Source organism: Pseudoalteromonas haloplanktis ATCC 14393 (assembly GCF_000238355.1).
Lineage (GTDB): Bacteria > Pseudomonadota > Gammaproteobacteria > Enterobacterales > Alteromonadaceae > Pseudoalteromonas > Pseudoalteromonas haloplanktis.
This window is the reverse complement of sequence record NZ_AHCA01000005.1, coordinates 229,359-246,336: the sequence shown is the minus strand read 5'-3', so window position 1 is coordinate 246,336 and position 16,978 is coordinate 229,359. Positions and strand designations below refer to the sequence as shown.

Sequence of the window (16,978 nt, the reverse complement as noted above, 5' to 3'; positions counted from 1 at the left end):
CACTAAGTCAATTACTGTATTTGCCATTGTTTTCCTTTATTATGTCACTCTTATATTCAACGACAGCGTATTAAGGTTAATAAATGAGCAAAACCTGGGGCATAATGATGCTAAGTGTGATCAGCGCACCATCGCTTGCCGAAACTGAACTTGCACACAACTTTTGTGGCAATTCAATGCAAACCAGAGCTTGGCAACCGCTTGCTGGCCTTGATTTAGGCATGGTCGATATCCAATCAAATGATATTGAATTACTTGGTACCCAAAGCGCAGAATTTACCGGTAATGTTGATATTAACACCCTTACTATGAGTTTGTCCGCACAAAGCGCGCTAATTGACAAACAGCGTGGGTTACTTAATGCAACGGGCCCTATTACTTATCGTGATGCAATCAGTGAAGTAAATAGTGCTGGTCTCAATGCTGATTTAAATAACTCTGAAATCAGTTTGCTCGGTGCCGATTATAAACTAACCGATCAACAAGGCCACGGCGGTGCAGAAAAGCTCACAGTGAACCAGTCTGGCTTAGCACTACTGAACGCAAGCTTTACTACCTGCCCAAATGAAACGCCATTGTGGGCAATTCAAGCTGAAGAAATCTTACTCTCTCGTGAAGAGGGCTGGGGTGAAACCCATGATATGGTACTGCGTATTATGGACACACCAGTGCTGTACTTACCGTATTTTACTTTTCCGATTGATGATCGCAGAAAATCAGGCTTACTGACCCCTAACATTTCCAGTTCAGATCGTTATGGCATTGAAAGCATCACACCATATTATTGGAATATTGCACCTAATTACGATGCCACTATAACGCCACGCTATATGTCTAAAAAAGGCTTACAATTACAAGGCGAGTTTAGATATTTAAGTGATAGTAACGAAGGTTTAGTTGCGCTTGAGTATCTAGATAAAGATGACTCTGAGCCTGAGCTTGATGAGCGATTTCTGTTTCATTGGCAACAACAAAGCTATTTTGATGAAAACTGGCGAGCAGCGATAGATATAACTAATGTCAGTGATGACAACTACCTCACTGATTTAGATTCAAATTACGCGACTCGAACTGATACGCAGCTTTATCGTACTGGTTCACTCTCTTACTTAGGCGAAACTTGGCGCACGGATATCAAAGTACAAAACTTTGAAGTATTAGGTGATCATATTGAGTCTTATGCTGCATTACCGCAAATTAGTTTTTCGCAAACGACACCGTTTCTCTTTAACGATATTGAGTTAACACTCAATGGCGAATTAAGCCATTTTACCAACGATACGGCAATTATAGAAAAAGCCACTCGGGTACATATTGAGCCTAAAGCTAGTTATGGTTATCAAGAACATGCGTGGTCGTTTCTGTCGGAATTTAGTGTACTACACACTAATTATAAACAAGAGGGCGACTTAGCTAACACCGATTATGCTGAAACAGTATCACGGACCTTGCCAAAAGTACGTTTATATAGCCAGCTAAACTTTGAACGTGATACCAGTATGATCGACAATGGTATTCAAACTTTAGAGCCGCAAGTTCAGTACCTTTACACACCAGACAAAGATCAATCTGATATTGGCTTATATGATACAACAAAGTTACAAGATGACTTTTTTGGTTTATTCCGCGATAGCCGCTTCTCAAGCGTTGACCGCATCGCCGCTGCAAATCAATTTACACTCGGTGCTACTACACGATTATTTAATGATAATAGTGAGGAGCTGTTTAACTTTAGTGCTGGGCAAATCTTCTATTTAAGCGATTCAGCTAAACCAACTGCACAAAATCTGGATTCAGATACTAACTATAATGCCTTGTTTGCCGCGCAAACCATGTTACATTGGCACCGTCGTTGGTATTTATCCGGTGGGATTCAATATGACACTGATGGAAAACAAATCATTCAGTCAAATGTAACCCTAGATTATAAAGGTGACGATAATCAACTCGTCCAATTGAACCATCGCTATGCAAATGATGTCTCAGGCAATACAATCGAGCAAGTTGGCTTCTTTACTAGCTTCCCGCTTAGTGAACAATGGCAATTTGTAAGTAGCTATCACCGCGATTTAGAAAGCGGCCGTAGCGTCGAGGTATTCAGTGGATTGCAATATGAATCTTGCTGTTGGGCCTTTCAAGTTACTGCCCGTCGTCAAATTGAAACTGATTTAAATCAAGCGATAGGCCAAGAACAAGCCACTTTTGATTCAAGTATTGGCTTTAATATTGTCTTAAAAGGGTTAGGTAGTAAAAGCCGTTATGATGCACAAAAATTATTACAACAAGGTATTTTTGGCTATCGTAGACCGTATTTTCTTAATAACTAGTATTACCGTACTATTAGCAAGAGTATTAGAAAAAGTATGAATTTAAAAAAATTATTAGCATCCGCAGTATTAACGCTTGGTCTATGCCAAAGCGCTTTCGCAGCCCCTGTTGAAATCGACAAAGTAGTGGGTATTGTCAACCAAGGGGTCATTTTACAAAGTGAAGTTGACACTATTGTTAACCGAGTTAAAGCCCAAGCCAAAGAGCAAGGCCAAGAATTGCCTTCTGATGGCACTTTACGTATCCAAGCAATGGAACGTTTAGTAAACCAAACACTGATGATGCAATTAGCCGAACGTATGGGCTTAGAGATTTCTGATAGCCAACTTGATCAAACCTTGATTGGCATGGCCAAAGAGCAAGGCGGTTCAATCGCAGATTTACGCCGTACAATTGAAGCATCCGGTGAAAGCTTCCAAGCTTACCGTGAAGAAATTCGTAAAGAAATTACCACCCAGCAAGTCATGCGTGCAAACGTTGACCGTCGTATTTATATCAGCCCACAAGAAGTTGATAACTTATTAAAAATTATGGAAAGCCAAGGTCAAAATACTGAAGAATACGATATTGGCCATATTTTAATCGACATTCCTAACAACGCCACGGCGGACGAAATTGCAAGTGCAAAAACTCGTGCTGATAAAGTGATCGAATTTTTACAAGAAGGCAAAGAATTTAAACGCATCGCGATTTCATCATCAAGTGGCTCGAAAGCACTTGAAGGTGGACAATTAGGCTGGATGAGCATTAATGAAATGCCATCACTCTTTGCCGAAGCCGTTAAAGGCACCAAAAAAGATGCCATCATCGGCCCACTTCGTTCGGGCGCTGGTTTTCATATCATTAAAGTTCAAGATATTCGTGGCCGCCAAGTTGTTGAAACAACGGAAGTTAAATCTCGCCATATCTTAATCAAACCATCTATTATTTTAAGCGAAGAAAAAGCCCGTAATATGCTCAATGGCTTTGCTAAAGATTTACGTGCCGGAACTGCGGATTTTGCTGAACTTGCTAAAGAGTATTCAGAAGATCCTGGCTCAGCACTAAAAGGGGGTGAGTACGATTGGACAGACCCTACAACCTATGTGCCACAGTTTAGAGACACTCTGTTATCACTTGATAAAAATGAAATAAGTGACCCATTTAGAACCACATTTGGCTGGCATATTGTGCAATTATTAGATAAACGCGTGGCTGATAAAACAGAGATTGCAAAACGAAATCGCGCTCACGGTATGCTATTTAATCGTAAATTTAAAGAAGAAAGCTTTAACTGGCAGCAAGAAATGCGCGAACAAGCCCATGTTGAAATTTTCCCAATTGATGAATAACCAATGACACTACGTATTGCTATTACTCCCGGCGAACCTGCCGGGATAGGCCCGGATCTATTGTTACAACTTGCTCAGCATGACTGGCCAGCACAACTGGTTGTGATTGCTGATAAACAGTTATTACTACAGCGAGCCAAACAACTGGGGTTAACAATTAAGGTGATCCCATTTGATGAAAATACCCCTGCAACACCTGCTCCCGCAGGCAGCATCTATCTACACCAAGTAGATTTAGGTGCTGAGGTTGAAATGGGTGTATTAAATGATGCCAACGGTCAGTATGTACTCGATACTTTGCGCATCGCCTGTGAAATGAATATGAATGGTACTTTTGCAGCGGTCGTCACTGGCCCGGTTCATAAAGGCATTATTAATAAAGCAGGGATTTCTTTTAGTGGCCACACTGAGTATTTTGCTCAGCAATCTAACACGCCTGATGTAGTCATGCTGTTAGCTACGGAAGGTCTTCGCGTTGCATTAGTAACGACTCACATACCACTGGCTTATGTATCTCGTGCTATTACAAGTGAGCGCCTTACTAAAGTAACCCGTATTTTACATCATGATTTACAAACAAAATTTGGTATTGAGAAGCCACGGATTTTAGTTTGTGGGCTTAATCCACATGCGGGAGAAGATGGCCATTTAGGTCGTGAAGAAATCGATACAATTACACCAACGCTTGAACAACTCAATAGTGAAGGAATGAATCTTATCGGTCCACTGCCTGCAGATACTTTGTTTCAAGATAAATACCTGTCACAAGCTGATGCGGTGCTCGCAATGTATCACGATCAAGGCCTACCTGTGCTAAAATACAAAGGTTTTGGTAAATCAGTTAATGTAACGCTAGGTTTGCCGTTTATACGCACTTCAGTTGATCACGGTACGGCGCTCGATTTAGCCGGCAGCGGTGATGCTGACGTTGGTAGTTTTGAATTAGCGATCCGCGAAGCAATTAAGCTCGCCCATGAAAAAGCACAAAATCAATGACAGATAAAGTACATTTAGGACACCGCGCCCGTAAACGTTTTGGGCAAAACTTTTTATGCGATGAAATGATCATCGATAAAATTGTCAACGCAATTGATCCTAAACCGCAGGATAATTTAGTTGAAATCGGCCCAGGTCTTGGCGCTATCACTGAGCCTGTAAGTGAATTAAGCGGCCATTTAACGGTTGTTGAACTCGATAAAGATTTAGCCCAACGCTTAACAGAACATCCTTTTTTAGGACCAAAACTGAGCGTTCATCAAGGCGATGCCATGCAGTTTGATTTTTCAAGCTTGATGAAAGATGAACGTAAATTAAAAGTCTTTGGTAACTTGCCTTACAACATTTCAACACCTCTACTTTTCCACTTGTTTGAGTTTGCTGACAGTATTGAACATATGCACTTTATGCTGCAAAAAGAAGTAGTAAAACGCATGGTAGCAGGCCCAGGTAGCAAAACATTCGGTCGTTTGAGTGTTATGACTCAATATTACTGTAATGCAATACCAGTTATTGAAGTACCGCCTGAATGCTTCAAGCCTGCCCCTAAAGTCGACTCTGCCGTTATTCGTTTAATACCGAAAAAACCAGAGCAACGTACAGCAAAAAGTACTAAAATCCTGAACACTGTGTGCTTAGAGGCCTTTAACCAACGCCGTAAAACACTACGTAATAGTTTAGCCAACTTGGTCACTGCGGATGAATTAACAAGTATCGGTATTGATATTACCTTACGCGCAGAAAGCCTTTCGTTACAACAATTCATTGATATAGCAAATTGGATTTATGACAACAAGCAGTAAATTGGGCTCGCCCATTAAAGTCTCGGTAGAAACATTTTATGTTGAAGGTCAATCACAACCTGAGCTCGATAAATATGTCTTTGCCTATTCAATTACCATTAAAAATCACAGCTTATGCAGTGCTAAATTAATTAGCCGTTATTGGTTGATCACTGATGCAAATGGTAAAGAAGTTGAAGTACAGGGTGAAGGTGTGGTCGGTGAAAAGCCAACGATAGGCCCTGGTGAAAGCTATAAATATACCAGTGGTGCAGTGCTCGACACGCCAGTCGGCACGATGCAAGGTTACTATACCTTGAAGAATGAGTTCGGCACTGAGTTTGATGCACCCATTAACGTTTTTCGTTTAGCACAACCTAATATTTTGCATTAAATGGCTAACTATGCAATTGGTGATCTACAAGGCTGTTATCAAGAATTTCAAGCTTTGTTGCTGCACGTTGATTTCAACCCAAGTAAAGATCACCTTTATTTAGTGGGCGACATTGTTGCCCGCGGCCCCGACTCCCTAGCCTGCTTAGATTACTTATACACACACCAAGATAGTATCACTGTAACCTTAGGCAATCATGATTTACACCTTATTGCCAACTACTTGCTGAACAAACCAGCTAACCCCAAAGATAAACTCGCCGCCCTATTGAGATCAGAAAAGCTGCCCGCTTATATTGCCATGTTACAGCAACAACCGCTCGCGCTATGGCTTAAGCAAGAGCAAGTGTTTATAAGTCACGCAGGTCTCAATCCGGCCTGGTCTATTAAGCAAGCCCTACAGTACGCACAATTTGCACAAAACTGTTATCAAGGTGCTGATGCGAGTAACTATTTCAAACATATGTATGAGCAGCACCCAGCTGTTTGGAATGACCAGCTTACTGAGTTTGAGCAATTTCGCTATATTGTGAATTACTTTACACGAATGCGTTTTTTAACCCTTGATGAACAATTAGAATTAACCTTTAAAGGTGGTATTGCTGACTCAAATGCAATGATCCCTTGGTTTAAACACCCTCGATTTAACACATTTAAAAAGCACATTGTCTTTGGTCATTGGGCGGCTCTTGAGGGCATTACTAATCATGCAAATATTCACGCTTTAGATACCGGCTGTGTATGGGGAGGCGCTATGACCTTACTAGAATTAAAAAATAAACAGCGATTCAGCATTAATTCAGCTAATTCTATCTAAATAAACTGAAAAAAAATTCATCTTCTGTTAGATTTATTGTAATGAATGTTAAAAGTAATTAAATTTAATTACTTAACTTATCTGCAACAAAGCCGATAAAGTCTAATTGCTACTCTTTATGGAATTTTATATGAACTTAACTGTCAGTCAGCGTATTTGGGGTGGATTTATTTGTATCACCTTATTACTTCTTTTAATTGGAGGTAATTCACTGTTCAGAATCGCAAATATTAATAATTCAGCGCAGCAAGTGAATCAATTATCACTGCCAGCCTTAGAGCAAAGCTCAGACTTACAAGTTGAATTTATTTTAATGAGCAAAGCTGCACAAGCAAGTTTTTACACAACCTCGGCGGCAGAACTTGCACCAATCCAACAGTCAGTCTTAGAGCAAAAGCAACGCTTTGATAAATCTTATTCACAATTACAAGACGTTGTTCGTGATAACCCACAACTTAATCAAAGTAGTCAAAACGTAGAACGTACTTACAAAGGTTTCATCAAGTCAGTAGAAAACTTATTAAAAGATAAAAGTAATCAATTAGAACTCAACAAGTCACTACGTGCTCAATTAGAAGCCATTGAACTGGCAGCTGAAGATGCCAATTCTGTGGTATTAGATATCATTGATATAGATGGCTTAGAAAACAATGATAGCAGAGCGTACCAAGCTGCTAATAAATTAGAGAATAATTTTTTATCACTAGTAACAAACAGCACTGATATGCTGACAGTGAAAACTCAAAATACATTAGATATCGTTAAAAATGAGCAACTTTATTATCTAGAAGAAATTGAACGTAGTTTAAATTTACTTAAACCTGCGGTAGAAGCTGCAGATCCTGGTTTATACAATGACCTCAATAATTATTTTGTTTCTATTCGCGATAACATTCTTGGAAATAATAGTATTTCTGCGAATAAAAAGCGTTTAATTGATGTTATTGCCACAACTGAAGCTGAACTCGCACAAGCAGAGCAAGCCACAACAACGGCTTTAAAACAACTCAATGAACTCGTTGAGCAAGCAAGTAATGTCGCTTTTGAATTACAAAAAGAAGTTAGTAGCGATGTTGCTGCCGCCAACCTTTGGACTTGGATTGGCATGATCAGCGCTACACTTTTAGCTATCATTGTGGCTTATATTACGGTGAATCGTATAATAAGACCATTAGCAGAAGTTAACCGAATTCTAGATATCGTTGCCAGTGGCGATATGACTCAGCGTCTTGATGATAGCGCTAAAGATGAGTTTGGTGAGCTATCACGAAGCTGCAATACATTAATTACAAGCTTACGTAGCTTGATCCAAGGGATTATATCTCGCTCCACACAGCTGGCCGCTGCATCGGAAGAAACTTCCGCTATCACCGGTGAATCAAGCCAAGCTATTCGTAATCAGCAAGCGCAAGTGGAGCAAGCTGCAACAGCAACAACTGAAATGAGTAGCACGTCACAAACGGTCAGTAATAGCGCTCAACAAGCTCTTAAAGAAATTAAAAATGCGGACAAAGAAGCTGACCGCGTTAAAGGAATTTCAAACCAAAATAAATCAACAATTGAGCAGCTTGCCCGTGAAGTGGAGTCTGCATCTAAAGTTATCAATAAGCTGCATCAAGATAGCGCTTCTATCGGTAGTATCTTGGACGTTATTCGTGGTATTGCTGATCAAACCAACTTACTTGCACTTAATGCGGCTATAGAAGCTGCCCGCGCTGGTGAGCAAGGTCGTGGTTTTGCTGTAGTTGCTGATGAAGTACGTTCATTAGCAAGTAAAACACAAGCCTCAACACAAGAAATTCAGGCTATGATCGAGTCGTTACAAACTGGCGCTGAAGCCGCTGTAACGGCAATGTCTAAAGGCAAACAGCAAGCGGACTCTTGTGTGGAGCAATCTGATTTAGCCAATACGGCGCTTGATTCAATTACTGCCGCTGTTGCTCTAGCCCATGATGTAAGTGAAGAGATCTCAACAGCAGCACAAGAGCAACAACAAGTATCCCAAGAGATCAGTGAACGTCTTGAATCAATTGTCGCAATTGCAGAGCAAACAGCAGAAGGAGCAAATCAAACTAATATATCTAGCTCTGAAGTTGCTAAACTTGCAGAAGAGCTACGCTTATCTGTAGATGAATTTAAAGTCTAAAGTAAAAAGCCGTACTCATTGTTGAGTACGGCTTCTACCATAACTCAGCTCAACAGTTCACACTTTTCAGTCCCCAGAATAGAATATAACGTGAGAAATAATCGTTATATCTCGCTATATTTAAATATATTTATTACTCAATTTTTTAATATAAGAAGTAAATTAGTTGCTAGCTAGGATTTACTCTCCGCTTAATAATGTGTATTATTTTATGTTAATAAACAGTAGCTATGAGCTTGTTAAGCTTAAATTTATTCTTTATAACTAAAAATTTACTGAATACGATTTATTGCTGTTTAAAGAAATTAAAAATAACAAGTTAATAGTAGCTACAATATAAAAATCACTTTATTTGTAAAGCTTAGAATATCCATAAAAAATTATCACTCTAAGCGTGCAGCTAAAAGTTTTAAACATTGCTAAAACCCGCTATTATAAATAGGTCTTTCGTTGTGTAACACTCTCAGGATTCTAAAAGTTGATGTGAAAAACATACACAAAACAATAACATCTTTAGCTTTTCTTTGCTGCACAGCATTGTGCTTCAATTGCTTTGCAACCTCGGAGGACAAACCTTTTTTTAAAGTTTCACCAACAGTATGTATTACTGAAACCAAACAAGCAGTCTGTGAATTTAATATTCAAGTGAACTTTATCTTAACCCCATTTAAAGAATTATGTATCGAGATCTCAAACCGTCCTCAATATACTCAGTGCTATACCCAAAATGGGCTCATTGAAGAAAGATTTAAAATTGCTGCAAGTAAAGAGTTTAAAGTGCAACTAATTGATCCTCTAAGCAATCTAGTAATCAAAGAACAAATGCTCTCTGTCGCTAATTATGAAGCTAGTGACTACCGTTTACGACGACGCTTTGGCTGGAGCTTATGATAAATGATGTAGTGATTGGTATAGTCTAATTACAAAAAACTGACGGTAACTGTAACTACTGTGGATTTTGAACTATTCGATAAGTATATGCAGTTGCGCACCAAATTCCTGACTTCTAAAAATGATAAGTCACACCCATAAATCCTGAGAAGTAACCATTTTCATTAATTATTGGGTTATTCGCTAACTCACTATCTAACCATGTATATTTAAGCTTCATATCAAAACTCAATTGCTCACTAATAGGATACTCATATGCCATCTTTAAATGATAGTTGAGTGCGCTTTGTAATTCGTACTTAGTTAGCCGTGATAAGGCTTCTGTTGGTGCAATGGTATAATAATATTTAATCAATTCACTACTTTTATAATTTACACCAGCTTCAACTCCGAGTACTCCACCTAAAACTGAAAATGACTGATAGCCATTAAGTTGTACTTCATGACCATTGTGCACGCCAGTAATATCTTGTAGCACGGCTAACTCTAACCACGAATCGGCAAATAACTTTAAGCCTGATGAGAGTCCAGCTAAGTAAGACAGATCACGCTCTATTGGAGTCAGTGAAGTCGTTGGAGCTGAGGGACGGGTTGGAACTTTTGGATTATCAGAGACAATGCTTGTAGCAAATAGCTTATCGATACCGTCTAATTTAAAGAAGAAACCATCATCATTAAAGCGCCCTGCTATATCGATATAATAACGCTCACTTTCAATAAGACTATAGCCAAGAGCAAAATTATCGACATACCAACGGTCACCATAATATGCAAAGTTAGGTAATATTACTGACGTAATATTTTTAGAGCTAGCTACTGGGTTTTGAATACCACCATAACCGAGTGTAATACTCGCATGTAATGTTGATTTTTTTATTAATTGCTGTTGTTTTAAGTCATTTTGTGCGCTTGCACTTACGCATACAAAACACAACAACCCTAATAACCTCATCATTGTATTCAAACCACCTTAATTTTATTATTTTACTGCATAGAATCAATTTTGAGACGAATAGCAGTAATAGCTACAGTTTAACGATCATATCCTCTGCGAGTAAAATTGTATAATAATTTAAACAGATATATTAAAACCAATTTCAATGTAACACAAAGCACAGAAAATTAAATAAAAGGTACATTTTGCTACATTAGCTAATCATTGGTACTAATCGTTACTCTCTTGATATATCAATAAAATATCAAAACTACTCACTAGCATTAATTTTTCTATATATACGAAAAAAGGGCCCTTCAGGGCCCTTTGTTACATAACACACTTAGGGAAGTGATTAATTACGTTTTACAGTACGACGTCTTAATCCTGCAAAACCTGCCATTAACAACGTTAACCATGCTAGTGAACCACTGTCGTTGTCATCTTCATCATCTGAGTCGTCAACCTCTGGTGCTGCGGTAACTGACACTTGCATACTTTGAGTAACATTTTCACTGCCATCACTTACCGTCACTGTGTACACATAATCACCTGGGACTAAACCTGAGATTTGTGTACTGGCGGCATTGGCTGTTGCGATGTTGCCTGGACCTTCCCACGAGAAGCTTAGCTCATCCCCATCAAGGTCTGTCGCTGAAGCGGTTAATGTTGCTACTTGATCTTCACGAACAAAGATATGTGTCTGTGCAAGCTCTACAACCGGTGCATCATTCACTGCATTTACCGTTAATGTAAATGTCGTTTGAGCAACCGCTGATGGTTCATCTGCATAAGCAACCATGACCGTTACTTCAATGTCGCCATTAAAGTTCGCGTTTGGTGTTAGTTTTAACAGTGAGCCTGACTCATGCCCCATAACTTCAACACTTGCGTTACTCGCCATTGCTGAAACAACTGTTTCTTTACCTAACTGATTATCAAAGTTAACCGCTACTTCTGTCGTGTTATCTTCGTCAACTGACAGGTTTGCTATTGCATCAACCACTAAACGCTCTGCAACTGTCACTACTTTTACCATAACTGTGGCTGTTGATTCATTTGCACCATCAGATACTGTTACTGTAAACGTATGCTCACCGGCTGTTAAGCCTGTTACCGTTGTTTTTGCTGCACTGCTATCTGCAATAACACCATTGCCTGACCACATGAAAGTAATTTCATCACCATCTGCATCCATTGAGTTTGATGCATCTAAGGTAATAACCTCGCCTTCGGTGATAATCATTTCAGTTGTTGCAACGTTAACTGTTGGTGCATCGCTTTCATTAACCACTGTTAGTGTAAATGTGGTGCTTGCTGCATCAGTTGGGTTTTCAATATCCGAGACCACAACTTGAACTTCGATCTCACCAAAGAAATCTTCCGCTGGAGTTAACGTCACTGTATCGCCATTAACTACATAACTGACATTATCAGCCACAATCGATACTTGGTTTTTCGAGTTAACTTCATCAATGTAGTTAACATCAAAGGTGATCGCTGTTTCTTCTGTGGTGGTCATATCTGCAAGTGGCGCTACGGTAATGTTACCTGGAACCACAATGTCTTTAGTAATCACTTTATCAGCCATTCCAGACATAGATGTTGTGGCTGTAACGGCTAGGGTCTGTCCTGCTGCTGCTGGTAATACCTCAGCCCATGCTGTTACTTCAAACTGCGATGATTCAGGACCTACGTAATCCATACATACAATGTAGCCATCTTTGACAACTTCGTCGATGTTGTTATAAGCAAGATCAACACCTAATGGACCATTTAAAGCTCCAAATGTACCAACCAGACCTTTATAACCTTGTAATCCAATACTGCCATGGTTACCTGTACTACCGAAGTCAACATTATCGTAAGCGTAATAAATTTCGTGTTCATTTTTACCAAAACGAGTATTTACATTAAATACAACTTCGAAGTCAAAACTATTATCGCGTTTGGTGTAAACATTCTTTCTAAGGTCATAGTCATAAGTTTTATCACCATAGTCAGACGCATTATCCCACTCGATAATAGCCCAACCAGACGATGTACTTGCTAATGAGATACCTTCAGAAGCAGATAAACCTACATTCAACTCATCTTTAAGTATTGATTCTTGAGTTACATCATAGCCACGCCATAATGGTGCCAGTAACTCTGGCGGATAAGATTCTAACGGGAACTGCATATGTTGCGGCTGTAAGAAGCGCGCTGGAACAGGGCCAACTGTACCCATGCCTTTGATTTGCAAATGACCTGTTGACACATTTGATACATCGCCATTGTTATAGAGAGCGTAAGAATCATATTGCCCATTAAATAACGCATTGATAGATATTGAGTAGCCGAACCGATAGTTAGTCTCACCATTTTCTTCAAAGCCAGATAACAGCGGTAAAATACCAAACTCAGAAAGGTTAATATAACCACCTGGGTTACTATTGCCAAGGTTTGGTAATCGACACATTTCGTCCGTAATGTTATTAGTTACAATGTAATCAGGTGTTACTAAGCTAGTATCTTTTTGCGTACCAGAAATAATAACTTTACCATCTTGCACATCAATATTTACCCCTTCATCAGTTGAAGCTAGCACTGTATCTGGACGAATACTTAGACCTTCAGGGATAGCTAATTCAAATGAATAATCACGGTCATAACCTGAGTTATTCGCTAACACTTCAAATGTTAATGGCACAACTTCGCCAATTTTTGTTTTTGAGACCGGAATATCCACATTGATGCTATCAACACCACGATCTAAACGCAGTGGGATAGAACCGATATTGTCAGGATTTACACTTGAAGTTCCTAAGTCTATCAATGAATAATAAACCTCATCTTGCTTCATCGCCATATCCCAATTAAGGGTCATGTCAACAGGATCTCCGCCATTACTCGTAGGTAAAGATACACTTATATCACTTGCTGCTTCGTCTGTTACTACTGCAAATGCCACATCAAATGTTTCTTCCAAGCCTAAATGACCAGATACTCGCGCGTTATACACTATAGCCCAGTAGTCACCCTCTTCTGGATTGTTAATATTACAGAAGTTATTTGCAACAGGATGACTTGACGCACATAAAATTTCATCTTGAGGCTGAATAATGCCATCATTATTATAATCTTTACCTATATATAGATAAGGGTTACCTTTATTTGAAGTACCTTCAAGTTCCGATTCTGCATCTAAGACTTCAACAGTAAAGCGTTTAGCATTTGCAGGCACATGAGTGAACTTTGTAAATACAGCTTCATCTAACACTTCACCCGCAGTCAAATCACCTTCAGATGCACCAAGCATCCATGGGTAAGTACGATCATCATCTTTCGGAATTACAACTGTTTTAACGTCTGCTTTTACTGGTTTGTAAACTTTACCTACTGGCGCTGTGGTGTTCGGCAGCTGTAAACCTTTTGCAATATAGGTATCTTGATCAGAGTGGGCAATAACTGTCATTGATGAAGGTAAATCGGCACGTTCATATTTAAACACAACTGGCCAATGTGCTTCAGGTAGCTGACCGCCTTCTGGTGTGAAAATCAAATTACTGTGTAGCTCAACCTCTGAATTACTAGCATGGTCTTGCGTATCCATAATTGATGCTTTAACAATGATGGTTTGCGTCTCACCTTTTTTCAGGCTGAACGTGCTTGGCGTAACTTCAATATTAACGCCATTTTGTGCTGACTGGTTATTTACATCGTAATTCCAATTTACAACATCACCATGACTAACTGTCCAAGTACCATCTTCGGTTGCTTTGATAGTACGGATCCACTGACATTCTGGCTTACATGAAAAGTTAACTAAGTTCGGTAAATTTAACTTATGCGGTGTACCACCGTTGTCAGGGTTAGCAGCTAAGAAGTTTTCTGCTGTTTCATCCATTACAAAACCGATTTTAGCAGCATTTTCTACGTTGATACGACCTGTCCCAGCGCGATATATTTCTGCCGTATCAAGTGTATCAGATTCATTATTTTGACGATGATATTTAACAACATTATCAGCCGTCATTAGCAATGCTGATTGTATTTCTGCTGGTGTCCAAGTTGGGTGAATTTGACGCAACAACGCCATTGAGCCAGCAACATGTGGAGACGCCATTGAAGTACCACTGATAGACGCAAAATCTTGGCCATTTGGTACAGCGGCAAATACCTGCTCATCAGAGTACGCTGCTAGAATATTTACACCCGGAGCAGCCACTGCTGGCGCAAGTATTTCAACATTTGAAAATGACGGACCACGCGATGAAAAAGCAGCTAACCAGTCAGCATCTTCGCTATTTACACGACGCTCAATTAGTGTTGGCTTAATGGTGATCATATGACCTTTTTCACTTGAGCTATCAACCCAATCTTCTAAGCCTTGCGTAGTAGAAACACCGTTCCACTGTGCAGCAGTAAAATGAACACCTGGTAAAGAGTAGCTTTCAGGTACAGTCGCTTGCGCTGTATCTTTGTTATACATGATGAAACCATCAGCCCCACCTGCTTTAACATTATCAACTTTTGCAGTACGTGCATTCGCCGCCGGATCTGTTGCAGTGTGACGCTGACAAACAACGATTACATTAGTCGTGCCTTCTGCAGCACCAGGAATTTCAGTACCGTCTTTAAAGAAATCAAATGTCGCCGTAGGAAATTCTGCTGTACAGTAGCCATTGCTATCTTTTAGGCCATTAACATCTTCATAGTCTTTCGCCCAAACAACTACACCAGTAATTTCGTCAGTATTAATTGAACCGCCTATAAGACCCGTCTCTGCCCATTGTGGTACTTCTGAACCAAATGATGGGTCTATAAAGCCAGCATATTCAACTGCGGTTTCAACTGCAACCGTACGTCCATGTGTAGTCGCAGCAACTTGAGCAAGCCAAGGTGACGAGTTATCTAAATAACCAAAGCACTCTGCTGCACCACACGCTTGGCCACTGTTACCTGCAGCCGCAGCAACATTGATACCCGCTTCACGAGCAGCCAAGAAAGCTAACTGAACCGGATCAGCCCAGATATTTGAGTCAGCACCGCCGATTGAGAAGTTGATTACATCAACGCCATCTGAAATTGCATCTTCGATACCTGCAATAAGTGCTTCACCAGGACAGCCAGCATATTGTTCGCTATTTGGGTAACAAACTTGATACGCAATAATGTTGGCATGCGGAGCCACACCAGAAATTTGTGGAAATAGTGCTTCTTTTAAGACCACACCATCCATTTGATCGCCAGTTCCAGCAACCATGTAAGGAACATCATAAAGTACGTTACCAGCAGCAGTCGATGCAACATGAGAGCCGTGCCCCTGGTAATCTTCACCAATCGCAGGCCAACCTGGGATCATTGCAGAGTATGAATCAGTGATCACATCATACGAACGTACACCGATTAATTTATTATTACATTGGATATAATCAGCATCCTCAACACAATCCCCCACATAGTTACCATCTCCAAATGGGTTTACATGTGCGTAGCCGTCATCACCAACAGCGGCAAACGATGGGTGATCTGAGTTAATACCGGTATCAATTATACCAACGATTTGCCCTTCACCTTTACCTTTAATACCGCTTGGTACACTGCTACCATCCCAGATTTTATCTGCGCCAATATGTGTTGGGCCTTCGTCTGAGAGTAGATCGTAATTTTTTGAACGCATTACAGATGTAACTGTACCAAGCGCAGCAACTCGTTCAGCTTCTGCTTCAGTCATTTTTACAGAGAAACCATTTAATGCTTTAGTAAATTGGTGGCGCATCTCTGTACGGCCCGTTACATTTGTAACTGACTGCATTACTGTATTTTGTTTAGTTAATAATTTATTTTGATATGCAACAACCTCAGCTGTCGCAGCTTGACCTTTTTCAAAAATTTTGTTTACACCTTGGCTACGAAGTGTACGCGCTAACGGTGAATCAAAACTTTGTGCTTCTAACGCTACAGAATTATCATTTAATTTGACGATGTAGACATGTTCACCATCAAGTCCTTCAGCTTTAAATTTATTATTTTGAGAATTTAGCTGCACGTTCAAGCCATCATTTTGCATCATAGTTGATGAACTAGACTCTTGAATTTTTTTAGTTAATGCTTTTACTTCTGCAAAAGTCGTATTAGCAGCTTGCGGTGTATCAGCCGTATTCACCTTAACATTTGCTGCATGTAATGCACTTGCACTGTACAAGGCTGCAACGACTGCAACCGATATTGTTTTCATTTTCATAACTTTCCCCAAGGATGTTTTTGCGAATTATAAATATTCAATAAATGTGAATATCCATTTCAACACTTAGGGGAATTCAACCACAATTTAAGTTAAATAAAACCCACAAACGTGTAGCATTTTGTACACCC

General features: G+C 39.7%; 10 protein-coding genes. 8 read left to right on the top strand and 2 right to left on the bottom strand.

The window, feature by feature from the left end:
- Positions 1–83: 83 nt before the first annotated feature.
- The 8 genes from lptD (at position 84) to PHAL_RS0111635 (ending at position 9,684) form a co-directional block, all read left to right on the top strand.
- Positions 84–2,327: an LPS assembly protein LptD gene (gene lptD / locus PHAL_RS0111670; RefSeq protein WP_016708594.1), complete on the top strand. Its 2,244-nt coding sequence runs from the start codon at positions 84–86 to the stop codon at positions 2,325–2,327.
- Between the two features lie 36 nt (positions 2,328–2,363).
- The gene (gene surA / locus PHAL_RS0111665; protein ID WP_016708593.1) at positions 2,364–3,659 is read left to right on the top strand and encodes a peptidylprolyl isomerase SurA; all 1,296 of its coding nucleotides are present in this window, start codon (positions 2,364–2,366) and stop codon (positions 3,657–3,659) included.
- A gap of 3 nt (positions 3,660–3,662) precedes the next feature.
- Positions 3,663–4,655 (top strand): 4-hydroxythreonine-4-phosphate dehydrogenase PdxA, encoded by a 993-nt coding sequence (gene pdxA, locus PHAL_RS0111660; protein ID WP_016708592.1) that lies wholly within the window; start codon positions 3,663–3,665, stop codon positions 4,653–4,655.
- Complete coding sequence (gene rsmA / locus PHAL_RS0111655; RefSeq protein ID WP_016708591.1) at positions 4,652–5,458, top strand: 16S rRNA (adenine(1518)-N(6)/adenine(1519)-N(6))-dimethyltransferase RsmA; 807 nt, start codon at positions 4,652–4,654, stop codon at positions 5,456–5,458. Before pdxA ends, rsmA begins: the two co-directional genes overlap by 4 nt.
- Positions 5,442–5,831: a Co2+/Mg2+ efflux protein ApaG gene (gene apaG, locus PHAL_RS0111650; RefSeq protein ID WP_016708590.1), complete on the top strand. Its 390-nt coding sequence runs from the start codon at positions 5,442–5,444 to the stop codon at positions 5,829–5,831. The genes rsmA and apaG overlap by 17 nt, the downstream gene beginning before the upstream one ends.
- The gene (locus tag PHAL_RS0111645) at positions 5,832–6,647 is read left to right on the top strand and encodes a symmetrical bis(5'-nucleosyl)-tetraphosphatase (protein ID WP_016708589.1); all 816 of its coding nucleotides are present in this window, start codon (positions 5,832–5,834) and stop codon (positions 6,645–6,647) included.
- Between the two features lie 130 nt (positions 6,648–6,777).
- Positions 6,778–8,793, top strand: a complete 2,016-nt coding sequence (locus tag PHAL_RS0111640; RefSeq protein ID WP_016708588.1) for a methyl-accepting chemotaxis protein — start codon at positions 6,778–6,780, stop codon at positions 8,791–8,793.
- 483 nt (positions 8,794–9,276) lie between these two features.
- A complete protein-coding gene (locus PHAL_RS0111635) occupies positions 9,277–9,684 on the top strand; it encodes a DUF3019 domain-containing protein (RefSeq protein ID WP_158217506.1) in 408 nt (135 codons plus the stop codon).
- A 115-nt stretch (positions 9,685–9,799) separates the two neighbouring features.
- On the opposite strand, the gene PHAL_RS23005 is transcribed toward PHAL_RS0111635, so the two are convergent.
- Both PHAL_RS23005 and PHAL_RS24700 read right to left on the bottom strand, forming a co-directional pair.
- Positions 9,800–10,639 carry a MipA/OmpV family protein gene (locus PHAL_RS23005; protein WP_016708586.1) on the bottom strand — a complete coding sequence of 280 codons (840 nt, stop codon included), beginning with the start codon at positions 10,637–10,639 and terminating at the stop codon, positions 9,800–9,802.
- A gap of 334 nt (positions 10,640–10,973) precedes the next feature.
- Entirely contained in the window at positions 10,974–16,847 is a 5,874-nt protein-coding gene (locus PHAL_RS24700) for a S8 family serine peptidase (protein WP_016708585.1), read from the bottom strand.
- Between the last annotated feature and the right edge of the window lie 131 nt (positions 16,848–16,978).